The sequence below is a fragment of the Gilvimarinus sp. DA14 genome (assembly GCF_024204685.1).
Taxonomy (GTDB): Bacteria; Pseudomonadota; Gammaproteobacteria; order Pseudomonadales; family Cellvibrionaceae; genus Gilvimarinus.
Genome location: NZ_CP100350.1, coordinates 3,913,956 through 3,939,209, shown reverse-complemented (window position 1 = coordinate 3,939,209; position 25,254 = coordinate 3,913,956). Strand labels below are relative to the sequence as shown.

Here is a 25,254-nt window from a genome sequence, read left to right as displayed (position 1 = left end):
TGCCCATATATTATTATTGTATTACCATTGAAATGTTTTCGATGTAGGCATTTTCTATAAAAACATAACAGAGGTATACAGAATGAATATTCGGTCTCTCGCCCTGGCGGTGAGCGTATTGTCGCTCGCAGGTTGCGGCGGCGGTGGCTCAGATGGCGGCTCTACTACCAGCTCATCTTCAAGCACAGCCAACTCATCTTCATCCAGTGTCAGCTCTTCTTCCAGTGTTAGCTCTTCCTCCAGCTCGGAGCCTTTGCAGGCGTTCGAAAACCCCACCATTGACCCAACCCTGGTCAACTACAACGATGTAGCGGTACATGACCCCTCCGTGATTCGCGCCGAGGACGGCACTTTTTACGTAGTTGGCTCTCACCTGGGCTTTGCCAAGAGTACCGATTTGGTGAATTGGGAACTGGTGGCGAATGGCGTAAACGACGCTAACCCGCTGTTTAACACCTATGCCACAGAAATTGCCGAGGGCATCGAGTGGACCGGTGGTCATGTGGGCTCTTGGGCTTCAGATATTATTCGCTTGGCCGATGGGCGCTACTACTTCTATTACAACCACTGCGCGAACCCCGCAAGCGAGGAAGGGCTTTGCAACGCGCCTCACTCCTATCTGGGCGTGGCGGTTTCCGATAACGTGGAAGGCCCCTACGAAGACCTGGGCATTTTCCTCTACTCGGGCCAGACCGATGAACAAATGGCCGGTGAGTATGGCGTGGGCGATTTGGAAAGCTTCAATGCCTTTGTTCACCCCAACGTGATCGACCCCACGGCATTCTACGACAAAGACGGCCAACTCTGGCTGAGCTACGGTTCCTACTCCGGCGGTATTTTCATTTTGAAAATGGACGAAACCACCGGCAAACCCGAACCCGGTCAAGGCTATGGCAAGCACATTATCGGCGGTGACCACAGCTCTATCGAGGGCAGCTTTGTCATTTACAGTCCCGAGTCGGACTATTACTACATGTTTGCCTCTTTCGGCGGCTATGAAGCGGCCGATGGCTACAACATTCGCGTCGCCCGTTCGCGCAACCCAGACGGCCCCTACCTGGATGCCGCCGGTAACGATGTTGCCAATGCTCGCGGTGGCTGGGACAGCATCGCCCCTTACGGCAACAAAATGATGGGCGGCTTTATCTTCCAGTCTCTGGCGGGCTCTGACGCGCAATCGCGCGGCTATTTAGCCCCCGGGCACAACTCAGCGTATTACGACGAACAAACCGGCAAGTACTTCTTGATCACTCACACCCGCTTCCCCAATCGCGGTGAAGGCCACGCCATTCGCGTGCACGAAATGTGGATCAATAACGACGGCTGGCTGGTAGCCTCACCCCAGCGCTATGCGCCCATTGAAGGCGATAACATTGTCGACTATCAGGATATTGTGGGCGACTACCAGATCATCAACCACGGTAAAGACATCAACCGCACAGCACACCTGTCGCAAGCGGTAACAATGCACGAAGACGGCACCATCAGCGGTGAGGTAAGCGGTAGCTATACCTTGTACGCCGATCAACCCGAGCGCATTACGATTACTCTGGAAGACGGTACTGTGTTTGAAGGCAACGCAGCCTGGCAGTGGGACCCTCGCCTGGAAGCGCTGATGCCAAGCTTCACCGCAATGTCGGATGACGGCGCATCCCTGTGGGGCATCCAACTGCCTGCCAAAGGCGATGGCGAGATTATGGATGCGATTGCCGACGACTTGGTACTACCCGAGATGTTTAAAGGCAACCAAATTACCCTGCCTACCGCCGGTGCGCGCGGCGCCACCATCAGCTGGAGCAGCGACAACCCAAGCGTAATCGACAGCGAAGGGAATGTTATGCGTCCTAACGTGGGCGAAGGCGATGCCAGCGTCAACCTGACCGCTACGATTACCCGCAACGGTATGCAGAGCGAGCGCAGCTTTACCGTGGCCGTGCCCCAGCGTATGGCCTATAACCGCACCGCTCACTACGGTTTTGAAAACGACCTGTCCGACGAGTTGGGCAACAAAGCCGACGGCATGGGCACAGGTGATCGTATCCACAATGCCGGCACCGTAAGTTTCGCCGCGGGTCAATCCGGCCAGGCGTTGATGCTGGACGGCTTTACCGGGGTACGCCTGCCCGATGGCCTGATTGATAACTACGAATACACCGTATCCATGTGGGTAAACCCCACGGTACTTAACCAATTTACGACCGCTTTTTTCGGTGCAATTCACGAGTACACCAACGACAGCGGAGCCTTGACGTCAGACCAGTGGATTAGCTTTGTACCGCAAAGCTGGGACGGTAATACCATGCTGTGGAGCGGCAGCGAAGCTTGGCTTGATGCCAGCGCAGGCGAGTTAATTCCCGCCAACGAGTGGTCTCATATCGCGTTTAGCGTAGATCGCGGCACTGTCTCTGTTTTCATCGATGGCGAAGAAAAGTTCTCGGGGGGAAACCTCACCGATTTCTTCACCTGGAATGAAGGTATGTTTGCGCTGGGTGTCAACTACTGGGATGCGCCCTATACCGGCTTGATCGACGAGCTTAATATCTACGATGCAGCTCTAAGCGCGGGCGAGATCGCCGCTCTGGATATCGACCAACAGCCGGCCAGTGAACTGCTGGATTCGGCCGTCGAACTGCTAGATCTGGGCGATCTAAACGGTGTTCAGTCCGACTTCACCCTGCCCGCTACCGGCCCTTACGCCGCCGCGATTGCGTGGAGCAGCTCGGATACGAGCCTGATCAGCATCGACAATAACACCGCCGTAGTGACTCAGCCACAGTCGGTAGACGGTAGGGTAACGCTGACCGCGACTGTGACGCTCGATGGCGAGTCGGCAAGCAAAACTTTCGATGCCACGGTTCGCTCTCTGGCCCCGTCCGAGCCATCGGCGCGTTACAGCTTCGACGAGCACCTGGACGATGTCGCCGGCAGCTTCGCCTCGGGCAGCGTGACCGGTGATCGCCTGGACAACACCGGCGGCACCGTAAACTATGCCAGTGGTAAAAGCGGTATGGCACTAAGCCTAGATGGCGCCAGCGGTGTGCGTCTGGCCGACGGTCTGATCAGCGGCAGTCGTTACAGTTTTGCCCTGTGGCTTAACCCAACTGCGCTCAATCAGTTTACTACCACCTTCTTTGGGGCCATGAGCGACGCCAGTTGGATCAGCGTGGTTCCCTTTGGACCGGGGGATGCAGGTAACACCATGTTGTGGTCAGGCACCAGCTGGTTCGACGGTGACACCGGCACTCAAATTGCCGCCGGTGAGTGGACCCACTTTGCCGCCGTAAAGGATGCGGGCAACCTGACCCTGTATCTGGACGGCGAACAGGTGTTTACCGGCACTGGCTTCCCGAATGTCTTCACCGGCGACAACGCCGCCTTTGGCATCGGCGTGAACTACTGGGATACCCCGTACCAGGGGCTGGTAGACGAGCTGGTCATCTTTGACGAAGCCGTTTCCGCCGAGGTGATTGAAGCTTTGGCGGCGGAGTAAAGGATAACGCTGAACAGCGATTATCCAAATAAAAAGGGAGCGCCTCCGCGCTCCCTTTTTTTGTCTGAAGTCTGAGGCCTGATGTCGGACGCGTCAGACCTCCAGCATCAGACGTTAACTCACCTCGCCTCCACTTTCTCCTCCCCGCACCGCTTACATTTGTAGCGCGTCACCAACCGGCCCTGCTTTACATCAAACTGCTGGCTGGTTACCACCTCCCATTTGTGGAAGCCACTGCGACACAGGGTTTTGCCTTTGTGTTTTTGTTTGGGGCTGGGACGTTTAAACGGCACGACATTGGACATGGGCTAACCTAAACACTATTGATAAATCGGTCTACATTCACAAAGTTGGATGGGATAGTTATACACTGAAGCTCTATTTTACCCAAGCGCAGGGAGTTCGCATGCACCAACCCTCACAGATTATTCTGCGTCAGCGCCAGATTGATATTCGCGACTATGACGCCATCCGCCCCCACATAGCTGATAAAGACACTTATAAAACCGAATTGAAACACTGGCAAAAAAAGCTGTTGCACGTGCAGCAAGCCTATTATCACAGTGGCCGTCGCGCGATTATTGTATTCGAGGGCTGGGACGCCGCCGGCAAAGGCGGCGCTATTCGCCGGGTGACGGAAAAGCTGGATCCGCGCGGCTGCACGGTTCATCCCATCGGCGCGCCCAAACCCGAAAACCAGGCAAAACACTACCTTTACCGGTTTTACACCAAATTACCCGAAGCCGGATGCCTGGCAATATTTGATCGCAGCTACTATGGCCGAGTGTTGGTGGAGCGCGTGGAGGACTTTGCCCGCAAGAGCGAGTGGCAACGGGCCTATCGGGAAATCAATGAATTTGAACGCCTGCTGACCGATGACGGCGCTCGGGTTATTAAGTTATTTATTCATATCGACAAAGACGAGCAGCTGGAGCGATTTATTCAGCGTTTGCACGATCCCTACAAACGTTGGAAGCTCACCATGGAAGACGTACGCAACCGGGAAAAGTGGCCCGACTACGAAGAGGCCATTAACGATATGCTGAAATATACCGATACCGAGTCCTGCCCCTGGCATATCATCTCGGGCCACGACAAACGTCATGCGCGTATCGAAGTATTAAAAACGCTGGTGCAGGCATTAAGTCATGATGTGGACATCGAGCCACCACCAATCGACCCGGAGATCGTCAAGCTGGCGAAGAAACAACTGGGGCTGACTATAGACTAGGGTTATCAGTGGCATAGAATAAGTTAATCAGTCTCTGGAATAGCTCTTGCGTTTACTTGGGTCTCGAAGTTGAGCTGTCCCCCCTTAGGGATTTTTACGCAACCAGGCTGCGAAATATTTACACCCTCGTGTAACTTTTGCAGCACTCCAGGAGAAGAGAATGAGCAACGATAAGTTCACCACCACCGACGCTGGTATTCCCGTCAATAGCGACGAGCATTCGCTGACCATTGGGCCGGACGGCCCCATCGTGTTGCACGATCATCAACTGATCGAGCAAATGGCCGCCTTTAACCGCGAACGTATTCCCGAGCGCCAGCCCCACGCCAAAGGCAGCGGCGCTTTCGGTCACTTTGAAGTCACCGAAGACGTCAGCGCCTACACCAAGGCAGCGGTATTTCAGCCCGGCACGAAAACCGATGTGTTAATGCGTTTTTCTACCGTAGCGGGCGAGCGCGGCAGCCCCGACACCTGGCGCGACCCGCGCGGCTTTGCGGTGAAGTTTTACACCAGCGAAGGCAACTACGACATGGTGGGTAACAATACCCCGGTGTTTTTTATTCGCGACCCGATGAAATTCCAACACTTTATCCGCTCGCAAAAACGCCGCGCCGACAACAATATGCGCGACCATGATATGCAGTGGGATTTCTGGACCCTATCGCCCGAGTCAGCGCATCAGGTGACTTGGCTAATGGGTGACAGGGGCATTCCTCACACCTGGCGCCACATGAACGGCTATTCGTCGCACACTTATATGTGGGTGAATGCCCAGGGAGAAAAATTCTGGGTGAAATATCACTTCCAAACTGATCAGGGTGTGGAGTGCATTACTCAGGAGCAGGCGGACAAGCTGGCCGGTATGGACGGTGATTACCACACCCGTGATCTTTTCAGTGCCATTGAAAAAGGGGATCATCCCAGCTGGACACTCTACATGCAGATTATGCCGTTTAAAGAGGCCGAGACGTACCGCTTTAACCCCTTCGATTTAACCAAAGTCTGGCCCCACGGCGATTATCCACTGATTAAAGTGGGCAAGCTAACACTTAACCGCAATCCTACCGACCACCACACAGAAATTGAGCAGGCTGCCTTTGAACCCAACAATATGCCGCCGGGCATAGGCGTCAGCCCCGATAAGATGCTGCTAGGCCGCATGTTTGCCTACGCCGATGCGCACCGCGCGCGCCTGGGGGTTAATTACAAGCAAATTCCGGTTAACAAACCCCAGTGCCCGGTACACAGCTACACCAAAGACGGTGCCATGCGCACGGAAAATGTCAGCGACCCTGTGTACGCTCCCAACAGCAAAGGCGGCGCTCACGCAGACCCCGAACGCGCGCCCAATATGGAAACCTTCGGCGCTGAGGGCAACATGGTGCGAGAGGCTTACACCCAGCATCGCGACGATGACGATTACGTGCAGCCTCGCGCGCTCATTAACGAGGTGATGGACGAGCCGGCGCGCGAACGCTTAGTGAATAATGTAACCGGCCATCTGTGCGACGGGGTTTCCGAGCCCGTACTTAAACGCGCGTTTGAATACTGGAAAAATATCGACCAGAGCATTGGCGAGCGAATTGAAAAGTCAGTACGCGAGAAACTAAAAGAGTCTTAAGGTTGATGGGCGCCCTTTAAGGGCGCCCTTATTTCATTAAAACAATTGTCGCAGAATAAAAAAGCACAGCGCCGACAGCAGCCCTGCCGCAGGCAAAGTAATCACCCAAGCCAGGCCGATAGGCTTCATCAGTGCCCAATTTGTTTGACGATTCACCAAGCCAATCCCCAGCACAGCGCCGATCAAAATATGAGTACTGGATACCGGCAACCCTAATAGTGATGCCAGCATCACCACCGCAGCGGCGGCCAGCTCGGCCGAGAACCCCGAGGCCGGATGCATTTGCGTCAGGTTATGGCCCACAGTTTGAATAACCTCTTTACCCACAAACCATAAACCACCTACCAGTGCCACACCGAAAGTAATCATTACCACCGATGGCACCGCCGCCGAACTGCCCACCACTCCCGTACGCAACACATCCAAAATTGCGGCAAAAGGACCAATGGCATTGGCAATATCATTGGAGCCATGACTAAAAGCAAAACCCGATGCGGTAAACACCTGCATCCAGCTGAACATTAAAAACGTCGAGCGACTTAGCGAGGTGTTTTTTAAGGTGCGCGCGTAAATATAGGTTGCCATCCAAATGCTCGCCGACACCATTCCCACAATTAAAAAGTTGTGCAGCGTACTCAGGTGGAGATCAATATTCTTTAAACCCTTGAACAGCAGCATTGAGCTGATAATCGCCCCACCCAGCGCGGCGATCACCGGCACCCAGGTTTCCAGCGCCCGGGTCGCATCCAAGCTGTCCTTGCGCTCGTTAATCTCGTACAGCTTGCGGTAATAGTCGGTCTCAATATCCTCAACACTAAAATCCGGGTCCACCAAAATATGCGAGTCGCGGGTCATGGCGCCGTTGTAGGAAATCTGCTGCAACTCACTGAGTCTTTCAAAATCTTTTTTGTGCTGCTTTTTAAATTCACGTTTTTCTTTCTTGATGACTTCCAGCTCAGATTCTGCCTGTTCGTTATAGCGCAGAATATGGCGTTTAATGAGGGAGAAAAGACCGTAGGAAACCAGCCCACCCAGCAGCGGTGACAAGACCCAGGAAATAGCAATCGAACCAATCTGCCCCCAGTGCACCAGGGCCAGCGCCGAATCACTGCCACCTAAAATAGCGCCCAGGGCAATGGAGCTGCCGACAATACCGCCGATAATTGAGTGAGTGGTCGACACCGGCAGACCGCGCCGGCTGGCAAACAACAACCACAGTGCGGCCGCTAACAGTGCCGCCATCATGATAAAAATAAAATCCAGCGCCTGAACCTCAAACCCGGATAAATCCACAATTCCTTTGCGGATGGTTTGGGTAACTTCCCCGCCGGCAATGACCGCCCCACTCACCTCAAACACCGCTGCCACCAACAGCGCCTGTTTAACGGTTAAGGTACCCGCCCCCACACTGGTGCCGAAGGCGTTAGCTACATCATTGCCACCGATATTAAAGGCCATAAAGAGGCCAAAAGCCGACGCGGCGAGAAATATGGGCAGGTGATGATCTTCGGTGTAGTTCACCCCCCAGTACAAAAAGTAAAACCCGACCAACGCCAAGAGCGCGATAAAGAAAAGGTTAAACGGCGTATCGGAGGTTTTATTAAACGCGGGTGCTTGGCGCGAGTTGTGCGACATGGATGATCTCTGCTGTGGCCAATGGACTCAGGTGCGGAATTAATCCGACTACTCAGCAACCCAGACTGAGCACTTGAGTAGTCGCATGCACCTAACCCGATGCTCGCAGAGATTTATTGCAGATTTACGAACACGATTATTCTATTATTCAGCACCGCGCAGCATCGCCTGCACCAGCTCGTCGACATCAAACTTGGTCAGGGCTTCGTTGGCACCCACCTGGTGGGCCTGGCTAACACTGATTTCACTGGAGATAGACGTGTGCAGAATAATATAGGCACCGGCGAGCTTAGGGTCATCGCGCACGGCAAAGGCCAGCTCGTAGCCATCCAGCCCCGGCATTTCGATATCGCTGACCAATAAATCGATGGGCGCACCGCCACTGGCGGCTTCGCGCATTATATCCAGCGCCGTCTGGCCATTAGCTGTCATGCGGTAGCGAATGCCCAGGTAGTCCAGAGCGTCAGACAATTGCTTGCGCGCCACCGAAGAATCGTCCACCACGAGAATATTCAACGCCTGTAATTTGGCGGTTTGTTGTGCGCTTAAATCACCACTGGCTTGTACCTGCTCGGGTCCGTAAATCACTGAAAAAATGTGCTCTACATCAATAACCTGCACCAGCTGATCATCCACCCGGGTAACCCCTGTGACACAGGCATTACGGCCCAGACTCTTGGGTGGCGCCTCAATATCGCGCCAGCTTTTTTCCGAAATACGATCCAGTGCACGCACTAAAAAACCCACGGTTTTGCGCTGACAATCAGTAATCACGATATAACCGGCACGAGTCTCTTCAGCGCTTAAACGTGCGCCCCCCACTGCGGCGGCCATATCAATCACCGGCATGGTGGTGCCGCGAATATTAGCCGCGCCGAGTATCGCCGGGTGAGACTCGGGCATAGGCGTCAACTTGGTAAAAGGCACAATCTCACGGATTTTGAGGGTGCCGAGCGCGAAGCGCTGTTTTTGTGTTAACCAAAACAGCAATAACCCCTGATTTGAAGCGTCTTGTTTCATTAATGCGATATTTACCTAGGTAGATTTATTACCATTCTAGCAGCGCCTAGGTGTTAGCGACCATAGCGCTTACCCGCCTTTACAGGTACATATTTTGCGTGAGACCGGGAAACACTCAACAAGTAGAGGTAAAAGTAATGGTAAAAAATCATGGCGCCAGCATTAAAGACGACGAGCAATACGAGGCGTTGCGCGATCAGGGAGCAAGCAAAGAAAAAGCGGCGCGGATAGCAAACACCCCGCGCCGCAAGGCCGCCAAACGCGGCGGCAAATCTTCATCCTATGAAGACTGGACCTACGAGCAGCTGTATCGCCGCGCGCAAGAAATTGGAATTGAAGGCCGCTCTAAGCTAAACAAAAGCGAGCTTATTGAGGCCTTACGCCAGCACTGATCGGTTAAAAGTGCCGCCAACTATGTAAAGCTTACAGCCGCTCCAGTAGCCAGCGGGCACCCAGCAGCGCAATCAGCACCGATCCTGCTGGCATCGCCCAGCGGCGATACCACTGGCCGTTGCGACACAGCATTAAGAGGGGCAAGAGCAACGCAATAATCGCTAACTGACCCAGCTCGACCCCAAGGTTAAAGCCGATCACAGCGGTTAGTTTGCCCTGCTGTGGTAACCCCAGCTCGCCCAGCACACCGGCAAAGCCCATACCGTGTAGCAGACCAAACCCAAAGGTGATCCACCCTATTCGCCAAAACAGCACCACAATATTGTTCACTGCTGCAAAGATCACGGTAGCGGCAATGCCGATCTCTACCCAACGGCTGGGAAGATCAATCCACCCCAAGGCGGTTGCGGTTAAGGTAATTGAGTGGGCCAGCGTAAAAGCGGTCACGATGGTCAGGGTGTAAAGAATAATCTCCCGCTTTGCGGCGCGCGCTTGCCACTGGCGATCGCGACGACTCAACACGGCCACCAAGAGCAAACAAAGCAAAAACAGAATATGATCCCAGCCGATTAGAATATGGACCACGCCCTGGTACACATAATCGCTAAAGCCCTGCCAGAAACCGCCTGACGAAGCGATGGTGACCTCTTGTTGCTGACCGCTGATCACTCGTGAAATGGCACTATCCCCTTCTTCCACACTAAGTAGCAGTTTGTGATCGGCGTCCTGACTAAAAAACGCGGTATAGCGAAGCGTAAGATCACCGCTAATCGGGCACTGCACCTTTAGGGGTAATAACAGGTAGGGCTCGGCATAGTGTCGATCCAGCTGGTGCAACGAGGCGCTATTTAATGTGCAGGCGACGCCACCTTGAACAAAACGTAAACGTTCGCCAAGAAACTGGCCGATTGCCGCTTCGCGGGCTTTAATTTCGCCCCAAGTCAACTTGCCATCGCGATTACTATCGAGTCGCAGACTGCGCTCAAGATCGTAAAGGCGCCACTGTAATTGCCCCTCTAAAACACTGGAGTCGGTGCGTTCCAACGACATATACGCCGTGCTTAATTGATGGCCACTGGCGAGCAGCGGCAGAAATAGCAAAAAGCAAAGTAACCATTTCATGAGCGATTACCCCCTGAACGATCCATGCTTGGGTTGCGCGTTAACGCCGCTTGCTCTGCGCGACGCAAAAGCTCTCTATCATAAGGCTCCCGGGCAGCTTTTATATTTCGGCGCGCCCAGAACAGAGCACGCTGGGCGTCGGGGTCTATATCTAAGTAATAGCGACTGAGGTGGGCCGCGTGCTGCCAGTCGTTGCGTGCTTCGCGCAGGGCCACACGGCGCTCCATACGCGACTGCCACTGATTTTTTTCACCGAGCATGTTTTCCGCTAACGCCATTTGCAGTAACAGCACATCATCAAGATTATCGGGTGCTATTTCGAGAGAGCTAATAACGTGCATAACTCGGCGGGGTTTATCTAAACGCAGTTGCAGATCCGCCCACTGAGACAGATAGCTGACACTCTGCTCGTCCACCGGCAAAGATAACCACTGGGCCGCCTCTTCAAATTTTCCCTGTCGCTCGGCCATTGATGCCAGCATTTGCTCTAACCAGGGGCGCCGGGCATCATCGGGCCAGCCGCTGCGCTCTACCAGCTGCTTGAGGGGCGGATAAGCTTGCTCAGCGCTCGCGCTCACCGAGCGTACTTCGAGTAAACAAGCCGACGCGGTGAGTAAATCACTCACACCTAGCAGCTTCTGACAATGCTGCTGGGCAGACACATGCTCGCCTCTTAAAAGCGCAATACGCGCCGCCATTAAGCGCGCTTCTATATGCTCGGGCGCTAAAGCCAGCACCTGTTGTAAATTATCTTGCGCCTCATCAAAACGGTGGCTGTGCTGCGCCAGTGAGGCCCGCAGACGCCAGAGCTCCACACGTTCAGCCGCGCCGGTGATTTGGGCCAGAGTTAGCTCATCCAGCGCCTGCTGCGCCAGCGCGTAACGAAAGCTTTGCCCCGGCTTTTTTGCTTGAACTACCTGACGGACCGCCCAGCGCAAAGTATCAGCGGCGCTCTGTGCAGGCAGGTTGGCAGCGGTGCTCACAGGCTCCCCCCAATCCACCACCACTTGATCGGAGTGGCTGGGCGTGTAGGGTTTAGCGTTGCCCGGTAATGCAGCAACACCGACGATTGAACTGAATGCAATTAATAGCCATTGTTTGGCTGTTAGCGTCATAGCTTTCATGGAATACACCTTTGCTGCGTTGATTAACACCGCTACCGCCCAATCTTTCGGACGGTAGCGGCTCCCTATCAATCGGCGCTTTGCAACAAATCGTCGTAGGCGTTGGGAGACTCGACATCATCCTCCAACACCCGACCATTTAGCGGCAAAGGCTCCGCCGTCGCCTCCTGGTTATACACATCGCGGCTGTAGGCACTGAATGACAGCATTTGTGCCTCGATGACAATGTGTACCTCGGCGGGGGCCGAGTCCTTCATGCCGTCGGAAACCACAAAACTAAAGCTTGCCGTTCCGGTGCTGGCTGCCGGTGGCGTGTAGGTAAAGCTACCGTCACTTTCTAACACCAGCTCGCCCGTCGCGGGTTCGCTTTGCAGTGCAAATGTCAGCGAATCGCCATCAGCGTCCGTACCGCTCAAGTTATCCATTAATGCCACATCGGCTTGAGTGACAAAGTTGGCGCTTGTCGCTTGAGGCGCGGTGTTTTGCGGCTCGGGTTCCGGCATGGGTTTATGGTCGTCGCTATCGCTGCCGCAACCGACCAGCAAGGCTCCCATCACAGCCGCTAGAGTCACGCTTCGGGTAGAGAGTTTCATAACAGCCTCCTTATTCCGATCCGGCAATGGGATTGGCCAGATAGGGGAAGTGCATATCCATCATGCTGGCATTAAGTGGCGCGCCATCGGTAAAGGGGACGTTACCCACAGCGGCATCTTCCGGTGCGCACAGCCCCAAGTCGGTATCGGTTCCGGCCACGGGGATGGGATAACACAGACGCCCCATCACCACGCGCAGCGCGATATCCACGACGTCATCGCCGGGGCGACGTCCGTTAGGAAAGCCCGCCAGATCATCACCAGCCACACCAAAAGCCGATTGCTCTTCGGCGGGTGTTGCGGGTATGCCTGTGTTTAAGCGCAGCATTTCCGACGGAGTGACCGTGGCCTGCTGGTTGACACCTTCAAAACCTGTGAGAAAAGCTGTCACCAGATCCATGCGCGGATAGTTGGTGGGGGCCAAGGTTTCAATGTCGGTGCCTAGGGTTTGATTGACCGGATCTTTAAATAAAATGTTTAACAGCTCGGGCAAACTGGGGTGAGTCACATAATCGGCGAACTGACCATCGTCTTTGGGCTCGCTGGCCGAGAAGGTATCTTTATCTTTTAAGCCGATAACCAACTCGTTCACCAGCGGGCTACCCAGACGCGACACTTGAGTCAGCGCACCGCCGTTCACCTCGGGTTTAGCAAAGTCAGCCTGTGGGTTAAGAATGCGCGCCTGAGGCAGACTGGCAGTGGTCCAGGCACCAATCACGCCGTTGCCGTTACCCGTCACACAGGACTTGGGCACTTCAATGGCCAGCGCGGTAACATTCTTCCAACGCAGATCATCGTTCTCGGTGGACTGGGTAATACCGCCTGGGAAGCCTCCACCATCACCGGCGCCGGGGGCACTATCGCCTTCAACCGGTACATAGTTCACCAAGTCAAAAGTTTTGCCCAGATTAACCGTGAAAGGGTCTTTGCGCTGACCCACAAAAACGCGGCCATTCATGTCGCACTCGGGAATGGAAACTTCGTGAACAAAGCTGTGCGCGTATTCGGCGTAACCTTCCATCGAGCCAAAGGTTTTGTTGCCGATGTAGTCCAAGGGCTTGGCAAAATCAGTACCCGAACCGTCAGCGGCCTGAGCCATCATGCTAGTGCCTGTACGTCGATCTCCGGCCACAACGGACAGGGTGTAACTTTCCGAAAAGTTGGCCGCCGACATATCGTTAGCCGAGATACCGCCGACATTTTTCAGAGGCACGGCAATGCTTTTAGTGTCGCCCTCGGGCCCCACATTTAAAGCAACCCCTTCGCCATCGCCAGGCAAGTGCTGACTAAAGCGGAACTGGTAGGTGATATCTTCCACGGCATCGCCATCGTTATCGATATGAATGCTGTAGACCGCTGCGGGGTCCATGGCGAAATAGTTAGGGCCACCATAGGCATCTTGCAGAGGGATATAGTTGGCAATCAGGGTGACGTAATCGCCCCGGCCGGGCTCGTAGCTGTTAAACGCGTAAAAATCCGCCGAATCCACAGTAGGCATACGGGTCAGGTTGGGCGCCTCGCGGTGACTGGAGGCTTGGGTTTGCAAACTTAAGCTGCCGCACAATACGGCAATGGCGAGAGTGAGTTTTTGAAATCGCATGGTTTATCTCCTTTTAACGGGACTTCATACCCGTAACGAGACAGCGGCGATACTGGATTCAAGTTTTTCAAAAAACATAAAAAAAGCCGAATGCATTTCGCATTCGGCTTTTTGTGCTGACGCAGGTTAAATTACAGGGTAACCAGCTGCGCCGTGTACAACACCTCGGTCGGCGAACCTGTGGGTGAACCGCCGGGCGGCTCCAGACTCACCGCCAGCGCCGCCACATCAACCCGATCAAACAGCGGATCGCGCGCCAGGCTCGCCCGGCCCGATTCGGGCAGCAGGCCCAGAGACACAGGCGCCCGCCCATCGGCGGCCACCAGCCACAGCTCGTAGTCTTTATCCGGCTGGGGGGCAAACTGCGAGGTCGCCTGAATCTGAATATTGGATTCGGTTAACTCAATCAGCCACAGCGCCTCAGCCGCGCTGCCCTGCACTACCGCCACTTGCGAGGGCACAGGCGGCGTTACGGGGGTTTGCCGCATTAGCACAACAGCCAAAGCAATGGCGGCGATACTGGCAGCGGCAGCCAGCCAGCGCCAGCGATTCGCGGCATCTCGCTTGGTATCCAATGAGGTGACGTTATTCGGCTCAGCGACAAACCCAAGTCGCTGCTGAATGCGCTCCCACACGCCTGGGTCTGGCGTTTGCTCAGGCAGCGCCGCCCCCAGGGCATTTAAGTGTTTCTCCCAGCGCCACAAGGCCTGGCGCATGGGCCGATGAGCTACCAGCAAGCTCTGATAACGCAGCCGCGCCCGGCCGTGTAGAGTGCCCAGCACATACTCGGAGGACAGACTGTTTTTGCGCTCTTCCGTCAAATAATTCATGGCTCCAGGCACCTCTTAAGTTTTTGCAGCCCGCGACGAATCCAACTTTTGATCGTACCCAGCGGCGAGCCGGTGTGTTCGGTTAACTCGGCGTGGGTAAGCCCACGAAAATAAGCCAGCTGAATCATTTGTCGCTGGCCGTCCTCCAATGTGTCCATGCACTCATCAATGCGCACCTTATCGCGCTGGTCGAATAGCGCACCCTCAGGCCCGCTCGAATCCGCTTGCTCCTGCACAGATTCGCGGGTTTCGCGCCGATAAGACGCCGAGCGCAAAATATCCAGCGCCCGGTAGCGAGCAATACTCACCATCCATACCAGTACGCTGCCTTTATCATTGTGATAATCCGACGCATTGTGCCAGACCTTCACATAGGCCTCCTGCATGGCCTCTTCGGCTAAATCGCGCCTTTGCAGCAGCTGCAGGCAGACCGCGTACAGCTTACCGGAGGTCGCTTGATACAATTTTGCAAAGGCGCGCCTATCTCCTTCTGCGGTCGCGCAAAGCAGTTTGACGTGTTGTGATTCCAATTCCATAGAGTCCCCTAAGGTCTTTTATTGTGTGGTATCTCGGGTACGGGACAACAGCCCGAACGGATGCACATAGGCTGATGCTAGAGATCACTATAGCAGGAGAAAAGAGGTGAATCGGCAGAGCGTGAAGCCTTAAAGGGCTCTGACTAAGGCTTCACGCGTTTGAATCAATCCCAGCTGGGAGCGAAATCGGGGTTAGCGATGCGGTCATCGCAATCGAGAGAATTAATGGCCTGCATATCCGCGTCGCTTAACTGCAACTCAAGGGCCTCAAGGTTGGCTTTTTGGTGCGAGGATTTGGTCGAAGAGGGAATCACCACGATATTTCTCTGCGCCACCCACGCCAGGGCCACCTGCGCAGCTGTCGCCTGATAGCGATCGGCAATTTCCTGCAATACCGGTTCCTGCATTACCTTACCCACGGCCAAAGGCATGTAGCCGGTAACAGTTAAACCTTTACTCTGGCAATGCTCCACCAGGGCTTTGTTGGCGAGAAACGGATGCACTTCAATCTGGTTGGTAATAATATGCTCGCCGCCGGGACAGGCAAGTGCCCGGTCGACCTGCGCCATGGTGAAATTGGAAATTCCGATGTGACGGGTCAGCCCGGCTTCACGCGTCTCGTTGAGCTTGGCGATATAATGTTCCATAGGCACTTCATCATGGGGCGATGGCCAGTGGATGAGCACCAAATCCAGATATTCCAGCCCCAAGCGTTGCAAGCTGGCTTTCACACTCTCAATCACACCATCACCCGCCAAATGCTCGTGCCACACTTTAGTGGTAACGAACAGTGACTCACGCTCAACATCGCTTGCAGCAATAGCTTTGCCCACGGCCTCTTCGTTGTTGTAAAAACTGGCGGTATCAATATGACGATAGCCCAACTCCAACGCTGAACTCACCGATGCAATCACTACATCGTCCTGCAGACGAAAGGTGCCTAAACCAGGCTGCGGGAGAGAAAGATTTGCGCTCATAACAACTCCTTTACAGTAAACGCATCATTAAACGCGTACTTGGCGAACGGCTCAAGAAGGTTTAACAAACCTTAAAAAAAGCCGGTAAAAACCGGCTTTTTCTGTCTTCCTTAACGTTGAAAACGCATCCCGCCGCCACCGCCGTGGAAACCTCCACCGCCACCGTGCATGCCACCGCCGCGAGGCATGGACCTCTGCATACCGCGCTGGCGTGACTGAAAATCGCGGTTCAGCCCCGAGCGATCAAACTGCGGGCTGGGGTGATTATTGCGATAATTGTTAATCTGCTGACGGTCGATATCCGGGCGCTGATAGTCGGGATGTGACTGTTTGAAATCCGAAGCGCGCTGTTTCACCTCGGGGGATGATAAACGCTCGGCCGCCGCCGGATGGTTGTCACTCCACTGCCCCTGGTTTCGCACCTGCCAATTGTCATCCACCCGACGGGCTACATTGCCATTGCGATCGGCGAACACATTGTTCGCGCGGTTGGGCGCAGGGCGCGCCATTTTCAGCTGGTTGCGCACCTCAGCAGGTTTGGCGTTGCGAGTCAGATTCTCGGGGCGGTGATAAACGCTCTTGTTGCGATTAACCAGCTGCGGATTTTTGCCGATTCGGTTACTCACCAGGGTGCGGTTGCCAATATTCACATTGTTGCCAATATTGATATTACCGGTGTTAATGACCACCGGCGGGCGGTGATAACCGCCGCCATACCAGCCGTTACAGCACCCCCAGGGGCGATAGGGCCCGTGCCAACCAGCATTCCAGCTGGCGCCGAAGCTAAAGAAACCATTGCTCCAGCTGACGCCAAAATTCCACCCCGTCCAAGGGTTATAACCTACATGAAAGCCCCAAGTGGGTGGACGCGGATAGTAATAGCTGCCCCAATACGGCGGGTAGTACCAACCTGTGCCGTACACAGGCACACCATAGTAGGGAAATGACCACAGATAGCCCGGAGTGTAACCGACGTAGACCACCTCGGGGGTAGACTCATACACATGCACATAGGTGGTGTTATACACCGGCGAGCTAGGCGGGATTTGCTGAATTTTATCCTCGGGCACAGAGTCGGCCACTTCCCACGGTCCTTTGGCGGCGTCCGACTCAAACCACACACCATTGTCTACCGCATAATAGTGGTTATCGATTCGCAACACCTGGGCACCGGTATTGACCGCGTAGGCCACCTCGGTGCCGGGAATACTCTTAAACTCGGGAGCGCCATCATAGCTCACCTCAAGCTCGGCCTCACTGCGCTTGATGGCGGCGGTTTCCGGTACATAAGAATCCAGCACCGCGTCTTCGGCTTCCTCGGTACCCGCCACCGAAGTACGCACCCCGCCGATATCAGAATCGGGTGGAATAGCAGCAAAGCTTTCCGGGAGCTCGTCGGCACGCACAAACTGCCACGGTCCCTCCTGCTTTTTCGCCTCAAACCAGCGCCCGGAAAGCAGCAGATACATGCTCCCCGCCGCAACGTCGCGAATCCAGGGAGTTTCGGTATTTACCACATACAGTAACTGTCCTCCGGGCAGACTTTTCCACTCTGGTTTGCCATCGGTGACCACCAATTCGGAAGGCTTAGTGACGGTGACAATCTCTGGGGGTTTACCCGAGGCGGCCTGGTTGTCTTGATCCGCGGAGGGCATCATTTGCTGTAAATCAGCGGGCGGGTTACCGGTCATTTGCCAAGGGCCCTCAGGGCTCTGGGCGGTGTACCAAAACTGACCACTGGTAAGGAAATAATTGTCGCTCTTTTTATCGTGCGCCACGGCAAACGGGGTGTTTAATGCACGCTCATAATGGCTGTTGTCGACATCGGTAAATTGCGGCTCACCGTCGTACAGCAGCAGAACCGCCAGCTGCTCGCGAAAGAGAATTTCCGGTGCGTCATTTTTCAGCTGATCCAGACTTTTGCGCTCCAGTTCGGCGCCCTTCAAGCTGGAACTCAACGCGTCGTTGTCTATGACAAAACCCGTTTGCGGCAAGGCTGCCTCTACCGCCTGAGTAAAGCGAGCCTCGTCTGCGGCACTGGAATCGGGCCAGGTCACCTTGGTGACTTTCATATCCCGGACCAGGGTTTTGCCTGTGGCCGAATTGACATCCAGCTTTGCGGAAAACCAAAAGGCGCCGAAGATGGGCTCATCTTTATTTTTCAATTCAAGTGACATAGCCGCGCGGCCAGTGAGCAGATTACCGGCGAGCTTTTCCGGCTGCGGCTGGTAAACCACAATATTGCCCTCTTCTGCCTCGATTTGCTGCGGCCACTCGACAGCTAAGACACAGGCTGGCAGTAATAGCAGGGCCCACAAACCTAGCAGGCCGAATAGTTTATCCTTGGTGCGCATAATGCCTCCTGCACTTTATTGAACAGCCAGTGGCTTAACAGCCGCTAATGTCGAAATTAATAGCCGGAGATGTGTTGGCGGCGGCGGGATCGGTATAGGTGACCTCGCAGTTATTGCCGCTATAGCCAGTAAGGGTAAATACGGCCGGCGAACCGGCGCTGAAAGTGTAGTCAATAGCGTCAATATCTACCGCGTTATTGATACCGCCATCGGCGTCCGAGGGATAGCCGTTGACCATAGCCACGCTTACGCCTTCCATATCCACCGCCGCCGATGGATCGCCCTGGGTCAAAGACTTGGCGTGCGCCAGCATCGCCGCGGATTTAACCGCCCCCAGCAGCCCCTGAATGGATGAGGCGCGCGCGTCGGACTCCAGATCGGTAAAGCGTGGAATCGCCACCGCCGCCAGAATGCCGATAATCACGATCACCAAGATCAGCTCGATCAAGGTAAAGCCCCTTTGGGGTAGTTGCTGAAGCTGCGTTTGACGAAAGCGGTTATTAAACATTGACAGATCCTTTTCCTTTAAATAAAAAGCACAATACCGCTACTGGCCTCAGTTTGCCAGCCGGCGGTAGAGTCGAATTTGAATATCTGCACTGTCGCACAAGCCGCCCTGGCTCAACAGCCTTTGCTGCTGCGCCGGGTTGGTGCTCCAATAGTGCGGCGTCATACACAAAAGGTTGTGCACCTGTTCGCTAGAATCGAGACGAACGGGAAAATTAATGGACACATCAGCCAAGGGTTCAAACGAGGGCAAATAATCAGCCTGTTTGGACTTTTCGTAAGGGCGTACCGTCTCGTATAAACCGGCGCGCAAATTGGGCAAGTGATTATCCCCGGGGCCGACAAAAACAACTACTCCACCGGGCCGCACCACCCGCTGAAATTCGGCGTCGTCCACGCGGCAGAAAACCGACAGCACACCATCAAAATAGCCGCTAAGGTAGGGCAAATCGTTTACGCTGCCAATACACCAGTCAATGCTTTTATCGCGCTTGCAGGCAGCTTGGATACCGTCTTTAGAGATATCCAAACCCGCCATTTGCACGCCGCTGCGGGCCAATTCGGCGGTGTAATAACCCTCGCCACAACCGGCGTCCAGCATGCGCTGCAAGCCATACTCGCGCGCTAGCTTAACCACCGCATTTGCCAGGGGTTGATAATACCCCGCCGATAAAAAAGCCTGGCGGGCCTGAATCATCATTTTACTGTCGCCCGGGCTTTTGGATTTCATTTTGTGGGACAGCAGCAGATTGACGTAGCCTTTTTTGGCAATATCAAAGCTGTGCCGGTTTTCACACACCCAGGTGGATGCCTGCTTTTCAAGTGGCGTTTTACACACCGGACATAAATACATAGAGCTCCTTAGTCTTGGGCGCAGCCAGTGCGGTAGTATATTATCCTGCCACTGTCATCGATAACGAAAAAAGGGTCCTGTTATGGCCGTAACCACCATTGTTTTCCTTGCCATTACCGCGTTTTTTGCTGTGCGCGGCTATTTTAATGGATTTTGGGGCTCGCTTTCGCGCAGCATCAGCTTTATCGGCGCCTATGCCGCCGCGTTTTACTTCAGCAAAGATGCCGCCGCACTGATTAAAGCCAACACCTCCATCGACGGTATAGCCGCATACCTGGCCGGCGGCATAGCCTTGTTTATTCTAGCCATGGTCGCGCTGCGGCTCTTGTTCTGGCTACTGTCTCACATGATACCGGGCGGAGGAGACAAGCCCGGGGTGGCCTCGCGCTTTGGTGGTTTGGTGATAGGCGGCATTATCGGTGGGTTTATCGGCTTACTGCTGGTATATACCCTGGATGTGTACAGCTCGGCTAAAGACTTAAAAGCCGATCGCGTCCAGCCCGACAGCGCAGCCCCGGCAACCACCGAGAGCCCTGCACCACAGAACAATCCTGTGAGCAAGGCGGCGAAACTTACCGTAAGCAAGTCGGCGGGCGCAATTATGGCACTGTCGGGCGTCAGCGATAACAGCGTGCAACTGGGTGAAGCCTTTATTGCCGACCCGGTAGCCAATGTGGATCGTGTCAACCGCGTTACCAATAACCCGGACTTACAAAAACTGTTGCAAGACAGACGCACTCAACAGCTGTTGAAAAAAGGCGATGTCGATGAACTCATGAAAGTCCCAGAGTTTCGCCGCCTCATGAACGACCCGGATATGAAACATTTGATGGCCGCGTCGGGGCTTGATGTAGACAACAAAGACAGCGCTCGCGAAACCGCGCGCAAAGTCTCCCTTGGCTATCAGCGCGTACAGTTGATGAAAGATGACCCGCGGGTACAGGAAATTATCAACGATCCGGAATTTAAAGCGCAGATGCAATCAGACAATAAAATTGCGCTGATTACTAATCCTAAATTCAACCAACTGGCGGAAATTATTTTTGTCGAGGGCGCCGATAATTTATCCAGTCTGGAAAAAGACAGTCAGGTGAGAATTCGCGAAATGCAAGCGGGTGATGATGCCACCGTGACCGAAGACGACGAAGACACCATCTACCAATACACCGACGAAGACGGCAATGTGCGCTACTCCGACCGGCCGGTAAACTAATCGCTCGCTGAAGGGGTAAGCTCCATCAACTCACTGGCGAGCATCAACAAGGCACCACTGGCAAAGGGGGCGGCATTATTCGGGTCAAAGCCATGAGGCCCCGCCCCTACCGGCTGCACCTGAGTCAGCTTGCCGTTTTCCAGAACACTGTCGGTTAGCGCCGCCCAGGTCTTTTGCACGGCGGGCAAATAAGTCTCGGCAGGCAATAGCCCCTGGTTAATACCCGAGGCAAACGCGAAAGCAATAAAACCACTGCCGCTGGTCTCTCGGGCGTTATGGGTGTCGGGGTCCAATAAGCCGGGGCGCCACAGGCCATCGCCCTGCTGCGCGGCCAAAAACGCCGCCGACATTTCCTCAAATAGGGCTTTATAACGCGGGTAATCCGGATAATCCTGCGGCAGGTGTTCCAGTACCTGAGCCAGCCCCGCAATCACCCACGAGGTACCGCGAGCCCAGTGCACGGTTTTGCCGTTTTGCTCGCGCACATCCAGATAGGACTCATCGCGAAAATACAGACCGATGTCGCTGCGGTACAAACGCTCGGTGGTGGCCCACCACTCGCGATTCATAAAATCCAGATACTTATCGTCACCCGTGGCCTCCCACATTAACACCCAGGCCATGGGCCCCATAAACAGCGAATCGCTCCAGCTCCAGCGGTGGCGGCTGTGGCCATAGCCCCAGTCCAACGAGTGGCTGGGTGGATTTTGCAATATGTTATCCAGCCACTGTTTGCTCGGGGTCAACATGGCTTTATCGCCACTGTCCTGATAAAGACGAATCCAAGCCTGTGACACACAATAATCATCGGCATCAAAGGGGTTGTTATCGCGCGGGGCGAAGTTTAGCTCGCGCCCACGCTGAGCCAGCCGCTCTTGTAATTGCCCCTGGGGAAGATAGGGGTCCATATCCAGCATACCGATATACAGCGGACACACGCCCCACCCCTGAGGATGAAAGTGCCAGCCATCGGGCATATTCGCCCACTGCCAATCGGCCACGCGTTGCGCCAGTTCGCTCACCTGGCTCGGGTCAATGGGCTTGGGCTCTTGGCGCTTTACGATGGCGGTGTCGCCCGCCGCCTCACGCGCCTGATGGGACTCCCAATCGGGTTTAAACATCAGCACATCAATCGGTGCGCCGGCGCTACCGGCACCTCGACTGTCATCGCCATCAAGCTGTCGCACGTTTTGCACCAGCAAATGCGCCTGCTTTAAGCGCGCCCACTGGGCCGGGTCAATATTTGGCTCCCAGGCGCCCACCGACTGCTCGGTTAAAAAGCGCTTGTGCCACTCGGGCTTGGTTAAATCGTTTGCCGTGGCAATAATCACTCGCCCACCGGCGGTATCATCGCGGTAAATAATATGCGCCCAGCTTTTATCCCAATCGTACTCGATCAACAGGCTGGCGCGCGAGATCGGCGGACGTTTAGTGCCCCAGCCCGCTAAAGTGAAGTTTTCACCGGCGGCGGGGCCTTTAAGAGTCGTCCAGCCGTTATCGCTCTGGTACACCAAATGAAACGCCGGTGGCTGCCCCTCGGCGGGGGACCAGTAAGAAACTATGTAGGGCTTACCCAAACGATCGGTCGCCACACGCGGCGGATTCATTAAATTGGATTTTTGCGCGACAGCAGCCGCGACTTCGGCGGTTTGCGCGGTTATCGGCAACTTGTAGGGCTTTGCGGCGCTGTTTTGCCAGGTTTGTCCGCCATCGGCGGAAAAGGCATACAGCAGATCGTGGTTGCTGGCCACATCGGGGGTTTCGCGCCAAATCCAGGCCAGGTGCAGCCCACCCTGGCTGTCGACGGTTAAATCCCAATAGGCACTGCGCTGCCCTTCACCGCTGATTAAATTGTTCTGCACCCGCTGCCACTGGCCAGTTTTAGTGTGGTAGCGGTTGAGGACGAGATTCCCTTTGCCCGAGCCACCGTCTCGATAAGACAGCAGCAAATCGCCCGAGGGCAGACGCAAAAATTGCGGATAGGTGACACTGGATTGACGATTATCCAGCATGGACGCGCGGTTGAGGCTGAGCGATCCGGGCTGCTCGCTAACGGCGTAATTGAGTGGGTTGTTGTGATGATCCCAGGCAAGGTGCAAGTAGCCCTCGCCATCGACGATTAGGCTGATGCTGTTGTGGGCGTCTTTGACATTGCCACTGAACGGCGTCACCGAAGTATCCCAATCATCCTCGCCCATGCGACGCTTGGCCAACACCAGCTTGGCGTCAGTGTTATAGAAAGCCGCATACTGGTGCACACTATCGGTGTACAAAGGCTGGGCTCCGGCAACCACATTGACCGAACTTCCGGCGTAGGCTTCAGCGGTTAAAGGTACTAAACGCGCAGTGTGGACTGATTCGGTGTCGTCAGCTTTTGCCTGCATTAGCGTAAGCAATACGGCAAGTAAAATGGCGCTGCGCACCAGGATAGGTTTGATTCGGGTAGGTTTCATTGCTCCGCCTTTTTATATATAAGGGCACCTCTATTAATCCAGAGTTGCCTCTGGCTTTCAAAGATCAAGGCGGCTTTGCGACGTCGGGCTGGTTGCCCGCCGAGTAAAGCCAACACAGAGATCGGGAAGCCCTGAAAGCCCCGAAGGGCGCGGCCAAAACGCCCATCCGCTGTGTTGCTCTTCTTGCTAAGGGCTACGGCCATTAGCGGCGAAGAGCGCCGTGCGGAGTGAACGTTTTGAACTCGCGCAGAGACAATTCTGGATTAATAGAGGTGCCCTAAAATTTTTATAATACTAATTATAAAGAGCCGGGTATTAAGGGTAAATCGTATGACCATAAAAAAACCCGCGTAAAAACGCGGGTTTTTTTCCAGGCTTTATCTCAAGCCACGGGAGCAAACTGTTATGGCAACAGGTGTGCAACCGCATCGCGCTCTTCGGCCAGCTCTTTCTCGGTCGCTTTCATGCGCTCTTTCGAGAAGTCGTTGGTCTCTACGCCCTGCACAATTTCCCAATCCCCGTTTTTACACACGCAAGGGAAAGAGTAGATCAGGCCTTCTTCGATGCCATAGCTGCCATCACTGTAGATACCCATGCTCACCCAATCGCCTTCGGCACTGCCCAGGGCCCAGTCGCGCATATGGTCAATCGCAGCGTTAGCGGCAGAAGCGGCAGAAGACGCACCACGCGCTTTAATAATGGCGGCGCCGCGCTGCTGAACGGTGGGGATAAAGTCGTTTTCGTACCACGCCTGATCGATCAGACCCATGGCATCGGCACCGTCAACAGTGGCGTTGTGGATGTCCGGGTACTGAGTGGCCGAGTGGTTGCCCCACACCACCAGGTTTTTGATATCAGAAATGGTTTTGCCCGCTTTCTGCGCCAGCTGAGTCAGGGCGCGGTTGTGGTCCAGACGCATCATTGCGGTGAACTGACGGGGGTTAATGTCCGGCGCATTGCGCTGGGCAATCAGGGCGTTGGTGTTGGCGGGGTTACCCACGACCAGCACTTTAACGTCGCGCGAGGCGTGATCGTTAATCGCTTTACCCTGTACGGAGAAAATTTCGGCGTTGGCCGACAGCAGATCTTTACGCTCCATGCCCGGGCCGCGAGGACGCGCGCCTACCAGCAGAGCGTAATCGGTGTCTTTAAAAGCCACATTGGGGTCGTCGGTGCAAACCATACCAGCCAGCAGCGGGAAAGCGCAGTCGTCCAGCTCCATGGCTACGCCTTTAAGCGCTTCCAGAGCGGGCGTAATTTCCAGCAGTTGCAGAATCACAGGCTGGTCTTCACCCAGCATGGCGCCAGAGGCGATGCGGAACAGAAGTGAGTAGCTGATTTGACCAGCGGCGCCGGTGACGGTAACTCGAACGGGTGCTTTCACGATAGATCTCCGTAGTTTGCAGGTGGCCGCGGGATGGCCGCTGCCCGCCTGTTATTAGGTTAGAACCGCTACTGTGAATTGACAGACCCGCCTGAACCCCACTTCCCAAAGCGCGGTGGGCTCCGGTATCGGCTCAGGCTGAGCATGCGGGATAAATCCGCAGCACGGCGACGGGCGGGTATTATAGGCTATTGAGAAAAAATTTCATCTATTGGAGGGGGAGCGTCTGAAGTCGAATGTCTGACGTCAGACGCTGAACGACAATTGTGCTTTGTTGTATGGCTTCTCGAAAGGAGTCAAAAATGGTGACACACAACA

Annotated in this window: 20 protein-coding genes; 5 read left to right on the top strand and 15 right to left on the bottom strand. The window is 54.8% G+C overall.

Annotated elements, in window-relative coordinates; genetic code table 11:
• Nucleotides 1-82 precede the first annotated feature (82 nt).
• Entirely contained in the window at nucleotides 83-3,490 is a 3,408-nt protein-coding gene (locus NHM04_RS17235) for a LamG-like jellyroll fold domain-containing protein (RefSeq protein ID WP_254264989.1), read from the top strand.
• Between the two features lie 119 nt (nucleotides 3,491-3,609).
• On the opposite strand, the gene NHM04_RS17230 is transcribed toward NHM04_RS17235, so the two are convergent.
• Nucleotides 3,610-3,795: a hypothetical protein gene (locus NHM04_RS17230; RefSeq protein WP_253966391.1), complete on the bottom strand. Its 186-nt coding sequence runs from the start codon at nucleotides 3,793-3,795 to the stop codon at nucleotides 3,610-3,612.
• 101 nt (nucleotides 3,796-3,896) lie between these two features.
• Between NHM04_RS17230 and NHM04_RS17225 the strand changes: the two genes are divergently transcribed.
• Together NHM04_RS17225 and NHM04_RS17220 are read left to right on the top strand one after the other, a co-directional pair.
• Nucleotides 3,897-4,721 (top strand): polyphosphate kinase 2 family protein, encoded by an 825-nt coding sequence (locus tag NHM04_RS17225; protein WP_254264988.1) that lies wholly within the window; start codon nucleotides 3,897-3,899, stop codon nucleotides 4,719-4,721.
• A gap of 160 nt (nucleotides 4,722-4,881) precedes the next feature.
• The gene (locus tag NHM04_RS17220) at nucleotides 4,882-6,342 is read left to right on the top strand and encodes a catalase (protein WP_254264987.1); all 1,461 of its coding nucleotides are present in this window, start codon (nucleotides 4,882-4,884) and stop codon (nucleotides 6,340-6,342) included.
• Nucleotides 6,343-6,378: 36 nt separating this feature from the next.
• On the opposite strand, the gene NHM04_RS17215 is transcribed toward NHM04_RS17220, so the two are convergent.
• Nucleotides 6,379-7,977: an inorganic phosphate transporter gene (locus NHM04_RS17215; protein ID WP_254264986.1), complete on the bottom strand. Its 1,599-nt coding sequence runs from the start codon at nucleotides 7,975-7,977 to the stop codon at nucleotides 6,379-6,381.
• A 144-nt stretch (nucleotides 7,978-8,121) separates the two neighbouring features.
• Complete coding sequence (locus NHM04_RS17210) at nucleotides 8,122-8,997, bottom strand: chemotaxis protein (protein ID WP_254264985.1); 876 nt, start codon at nucleotides 8,995-8,997, stop codon at nucleotides 8,122-8,124.
• A 137-nt stretch (nucleotides 8,998-9,134) separates the two neighbouring features.
• Between NHM04_RS17210 and NHM04_RS17205 the strand changes: the two genes are divergently transcribed.
• A complete protein-coding gene (locus NHM04_RS17205; RefSeq protein ID WP_254264984.1) occupies nucleotides 9,135-9,389 on the top strand; it encodes a Rho termination factor N-terminal domain-containing protein in 255 nt (84 codons plus the stop codon).
• A gap of 31 nt (nucleotides 9,390-9,420) precedes the next feature.
• Here NHM04_RS17205 and NHM04_RS17200 read toward each other — a convergent pair whose 3' ends face one another.
• The 10 genes from NHM04_RS17200 to NHM04_RS17155 all read right to left on the bottom strand — a co-directional run bounded on the left by NHM04_RS17200 (nucleotide 9,421) and on the right by NHM04_RS17155 (nucleotide 19,886).
• Entirely contained in the window at nucleotides 9,421-10,512 is a 1,092-nt protein-coding gene (locus NHM04_RS17200) for a HupE/UreJ family protein (RefSeq protein ID WP_254264983.1), read from the bottom strand.
• Nucleotides 10,509-11,636: a tetratricopeptide repeat protein gene (locus NHM04_RS17195; RefSeq protein WP_254264982.1), complete on the bottom strand. Its 1,128-nt coding sequence runs from the start codon at nucleotides 11,634-11,636 to the stop codon at nucleotides 10,509-10,511. The genes NHM04_RS17200 and NHM04_RS17195 overlap by 4 nt, the downstream gene beginning before the upstream one ends.
• 68 nt (nucleotides 11,637-11,704) lie before the next feature.
• Nucleotides 11,705-12,229, bottom strand: a complete 525-nt coding sequence (locus NHM04_RS17190; RefSeq protein ID WP_254264981.1) for an Ig-like domain-containing protein — start codon at nucleotides 12,227-12,229, stop codon at nucleotides 11,705-11,707.
• Nucleotides 12,230-12,239: 10 nt separating this feature from the next.
• Nucleotides 12,240-13,829 carry a DUF4331 domain-containing protein gene (locus NHM04_RS17185; protein ID WP_254264980.1) on the bottom strand — a complete coding sequence of 530 codons (1,590 nt, stop codon included), beginning with the start codon at nucleotides 13,827-13,829 and terminating at the stop codon, nucleotides 12,240-12,242.
• Between the two features lie 131 nt (nucleotides 13,830-13,960).
• Nucleotides 13,961-14,659, bottom strand: coding sequence for an anti-sigma factor domain-containing protein (locus NHM04_RS17180; RefSeq protein ID WP_254264979.1), 699 nt, complete (start codon nucleotides 14,657-14,659; stop codon nucleotides 13,961-13,963).
• Nucleotides 14,656-15,195 carry a sigma-70 family RNA polymerase sigma factor gene (locus tag NHM04_RS17175; RefSeq protein WP_254264978.1) on the bottom strand — a complete coding sequence of 180 codons (540 nt, stop codon included), beginning with the start codon at nucleotides 15,193-15,195 and terminating at the stop codon, nucleotides 14,656-14,658. Before NHM04_RS17175 ends, NHM04_RS17180 begins: the two co-directional genes overlap by 4 nt.
• A gap of 164 nt (nucleotides 15,196-15,359) precedes the next feature.
• The gene (dkgB, locus tag NHM04_RS17170) at nucleotides 15,360-16,172 is read right to left on the bottom strand and encodes a 2,5-didehydrogluconate reductase DkgB (RefSeq protein WP_254264977.1); all 813 of its coding nucleotides are present in this window, start codon (nucleotides 16,170-16,172) and stop codon (nucleotides 15,360-15,362) included.
• 110 nt (nucleotides 16,173-16,282) lie between these two features.
• The gene (locus NHM04_RS17165; protein WP_254264976.1) at nucleotides 16,283-18,526 is read right to left on the bottom strand and encodes a carbohydrate-binding family V/XII; all 2,244 of its coding nucleotides are present in this window, start codon (nucleotides 18,524-18,526) and stop codon (nucleotides 16,283-16,285) included.
• Between the two features lie 34 nt (nucleotides 18,527-18,560).
• Nucleotides 18,561-19,034, bottom strand: coding sequence for a prepilin-type N-terminal cleavage/methylation domain-containing protein (locus NHM04_RS17160; RefSeq protein ID WP_254264975.1), 474 nt, complete (start codon nucleotides 19,032-19,034; stop codon nucleotides 18,561-18,563).
• Nucleotides 19,035-19,082: 48 nt separating this feature from the next.
• Nucleotides 19,083-19,886, bottom strand: coding sequence for a putative RNA methyltransferase (locus NHM04_RS17155; RefSeq protein ID WP_254264974.1), 804 nt, complete (start codon nucleotides 19,884-19,886; stop codon nucleotides 19,083-19,085).
• Between the two features lie 82 nt (nucleotides 19,887-19,968).
• Between NHM04_RS17155 and NHM04_RS17150 the strand changes: the two genes are divergently transcribed.
• Nucleotides 19,969-21,099: a CvpA family protein gene (locus NHM04_RS17150; RefSeq protein WP_254264973.1), complete on the top strand. Its 1,131-nt coding sequence runs from the start codon at nucleotides 19,969-19,971 to the stop codon at nucleotides 21,097-21,099.
• Here NHM04_RS17150 and NHM04_RS17145 read toward each other — a convergent pair.
• Both NHM04_RS17145 and NHM04_RS17140 read right to left on the bottom strand, forming a co-directional pair.
• Nucleotides 21,096-23,552, bottom strand: coding sequence for a BNR-4 repeat-containing protein (locus NHM04_RS17145; protein ID WP_254264972.1), 2,457 nt, complete (start codon nucleotides 23,550-23,552; stop codon nucleotides 21,096-21,098). The genes NHM04_RS17150 and NHM04_RS17145 overlap by 4 nt on opposite strands.
• A gap of 403 nt (nucleotides 23,553-23,955) precedes the next feature.
• Complete coding sequence (locus NHM04_RS17140) at nucleotides 23,956-24,936, bottom strand: malate dehydrogenase (protein ID WP_254264971.1); 981 nt, start codon at nucleotides 24,934-24,936, stop codon at nucleotides 23,956-23,958.
• Nucleotides 24,937-25,254 lie beyond the last annotated feature (318 nt).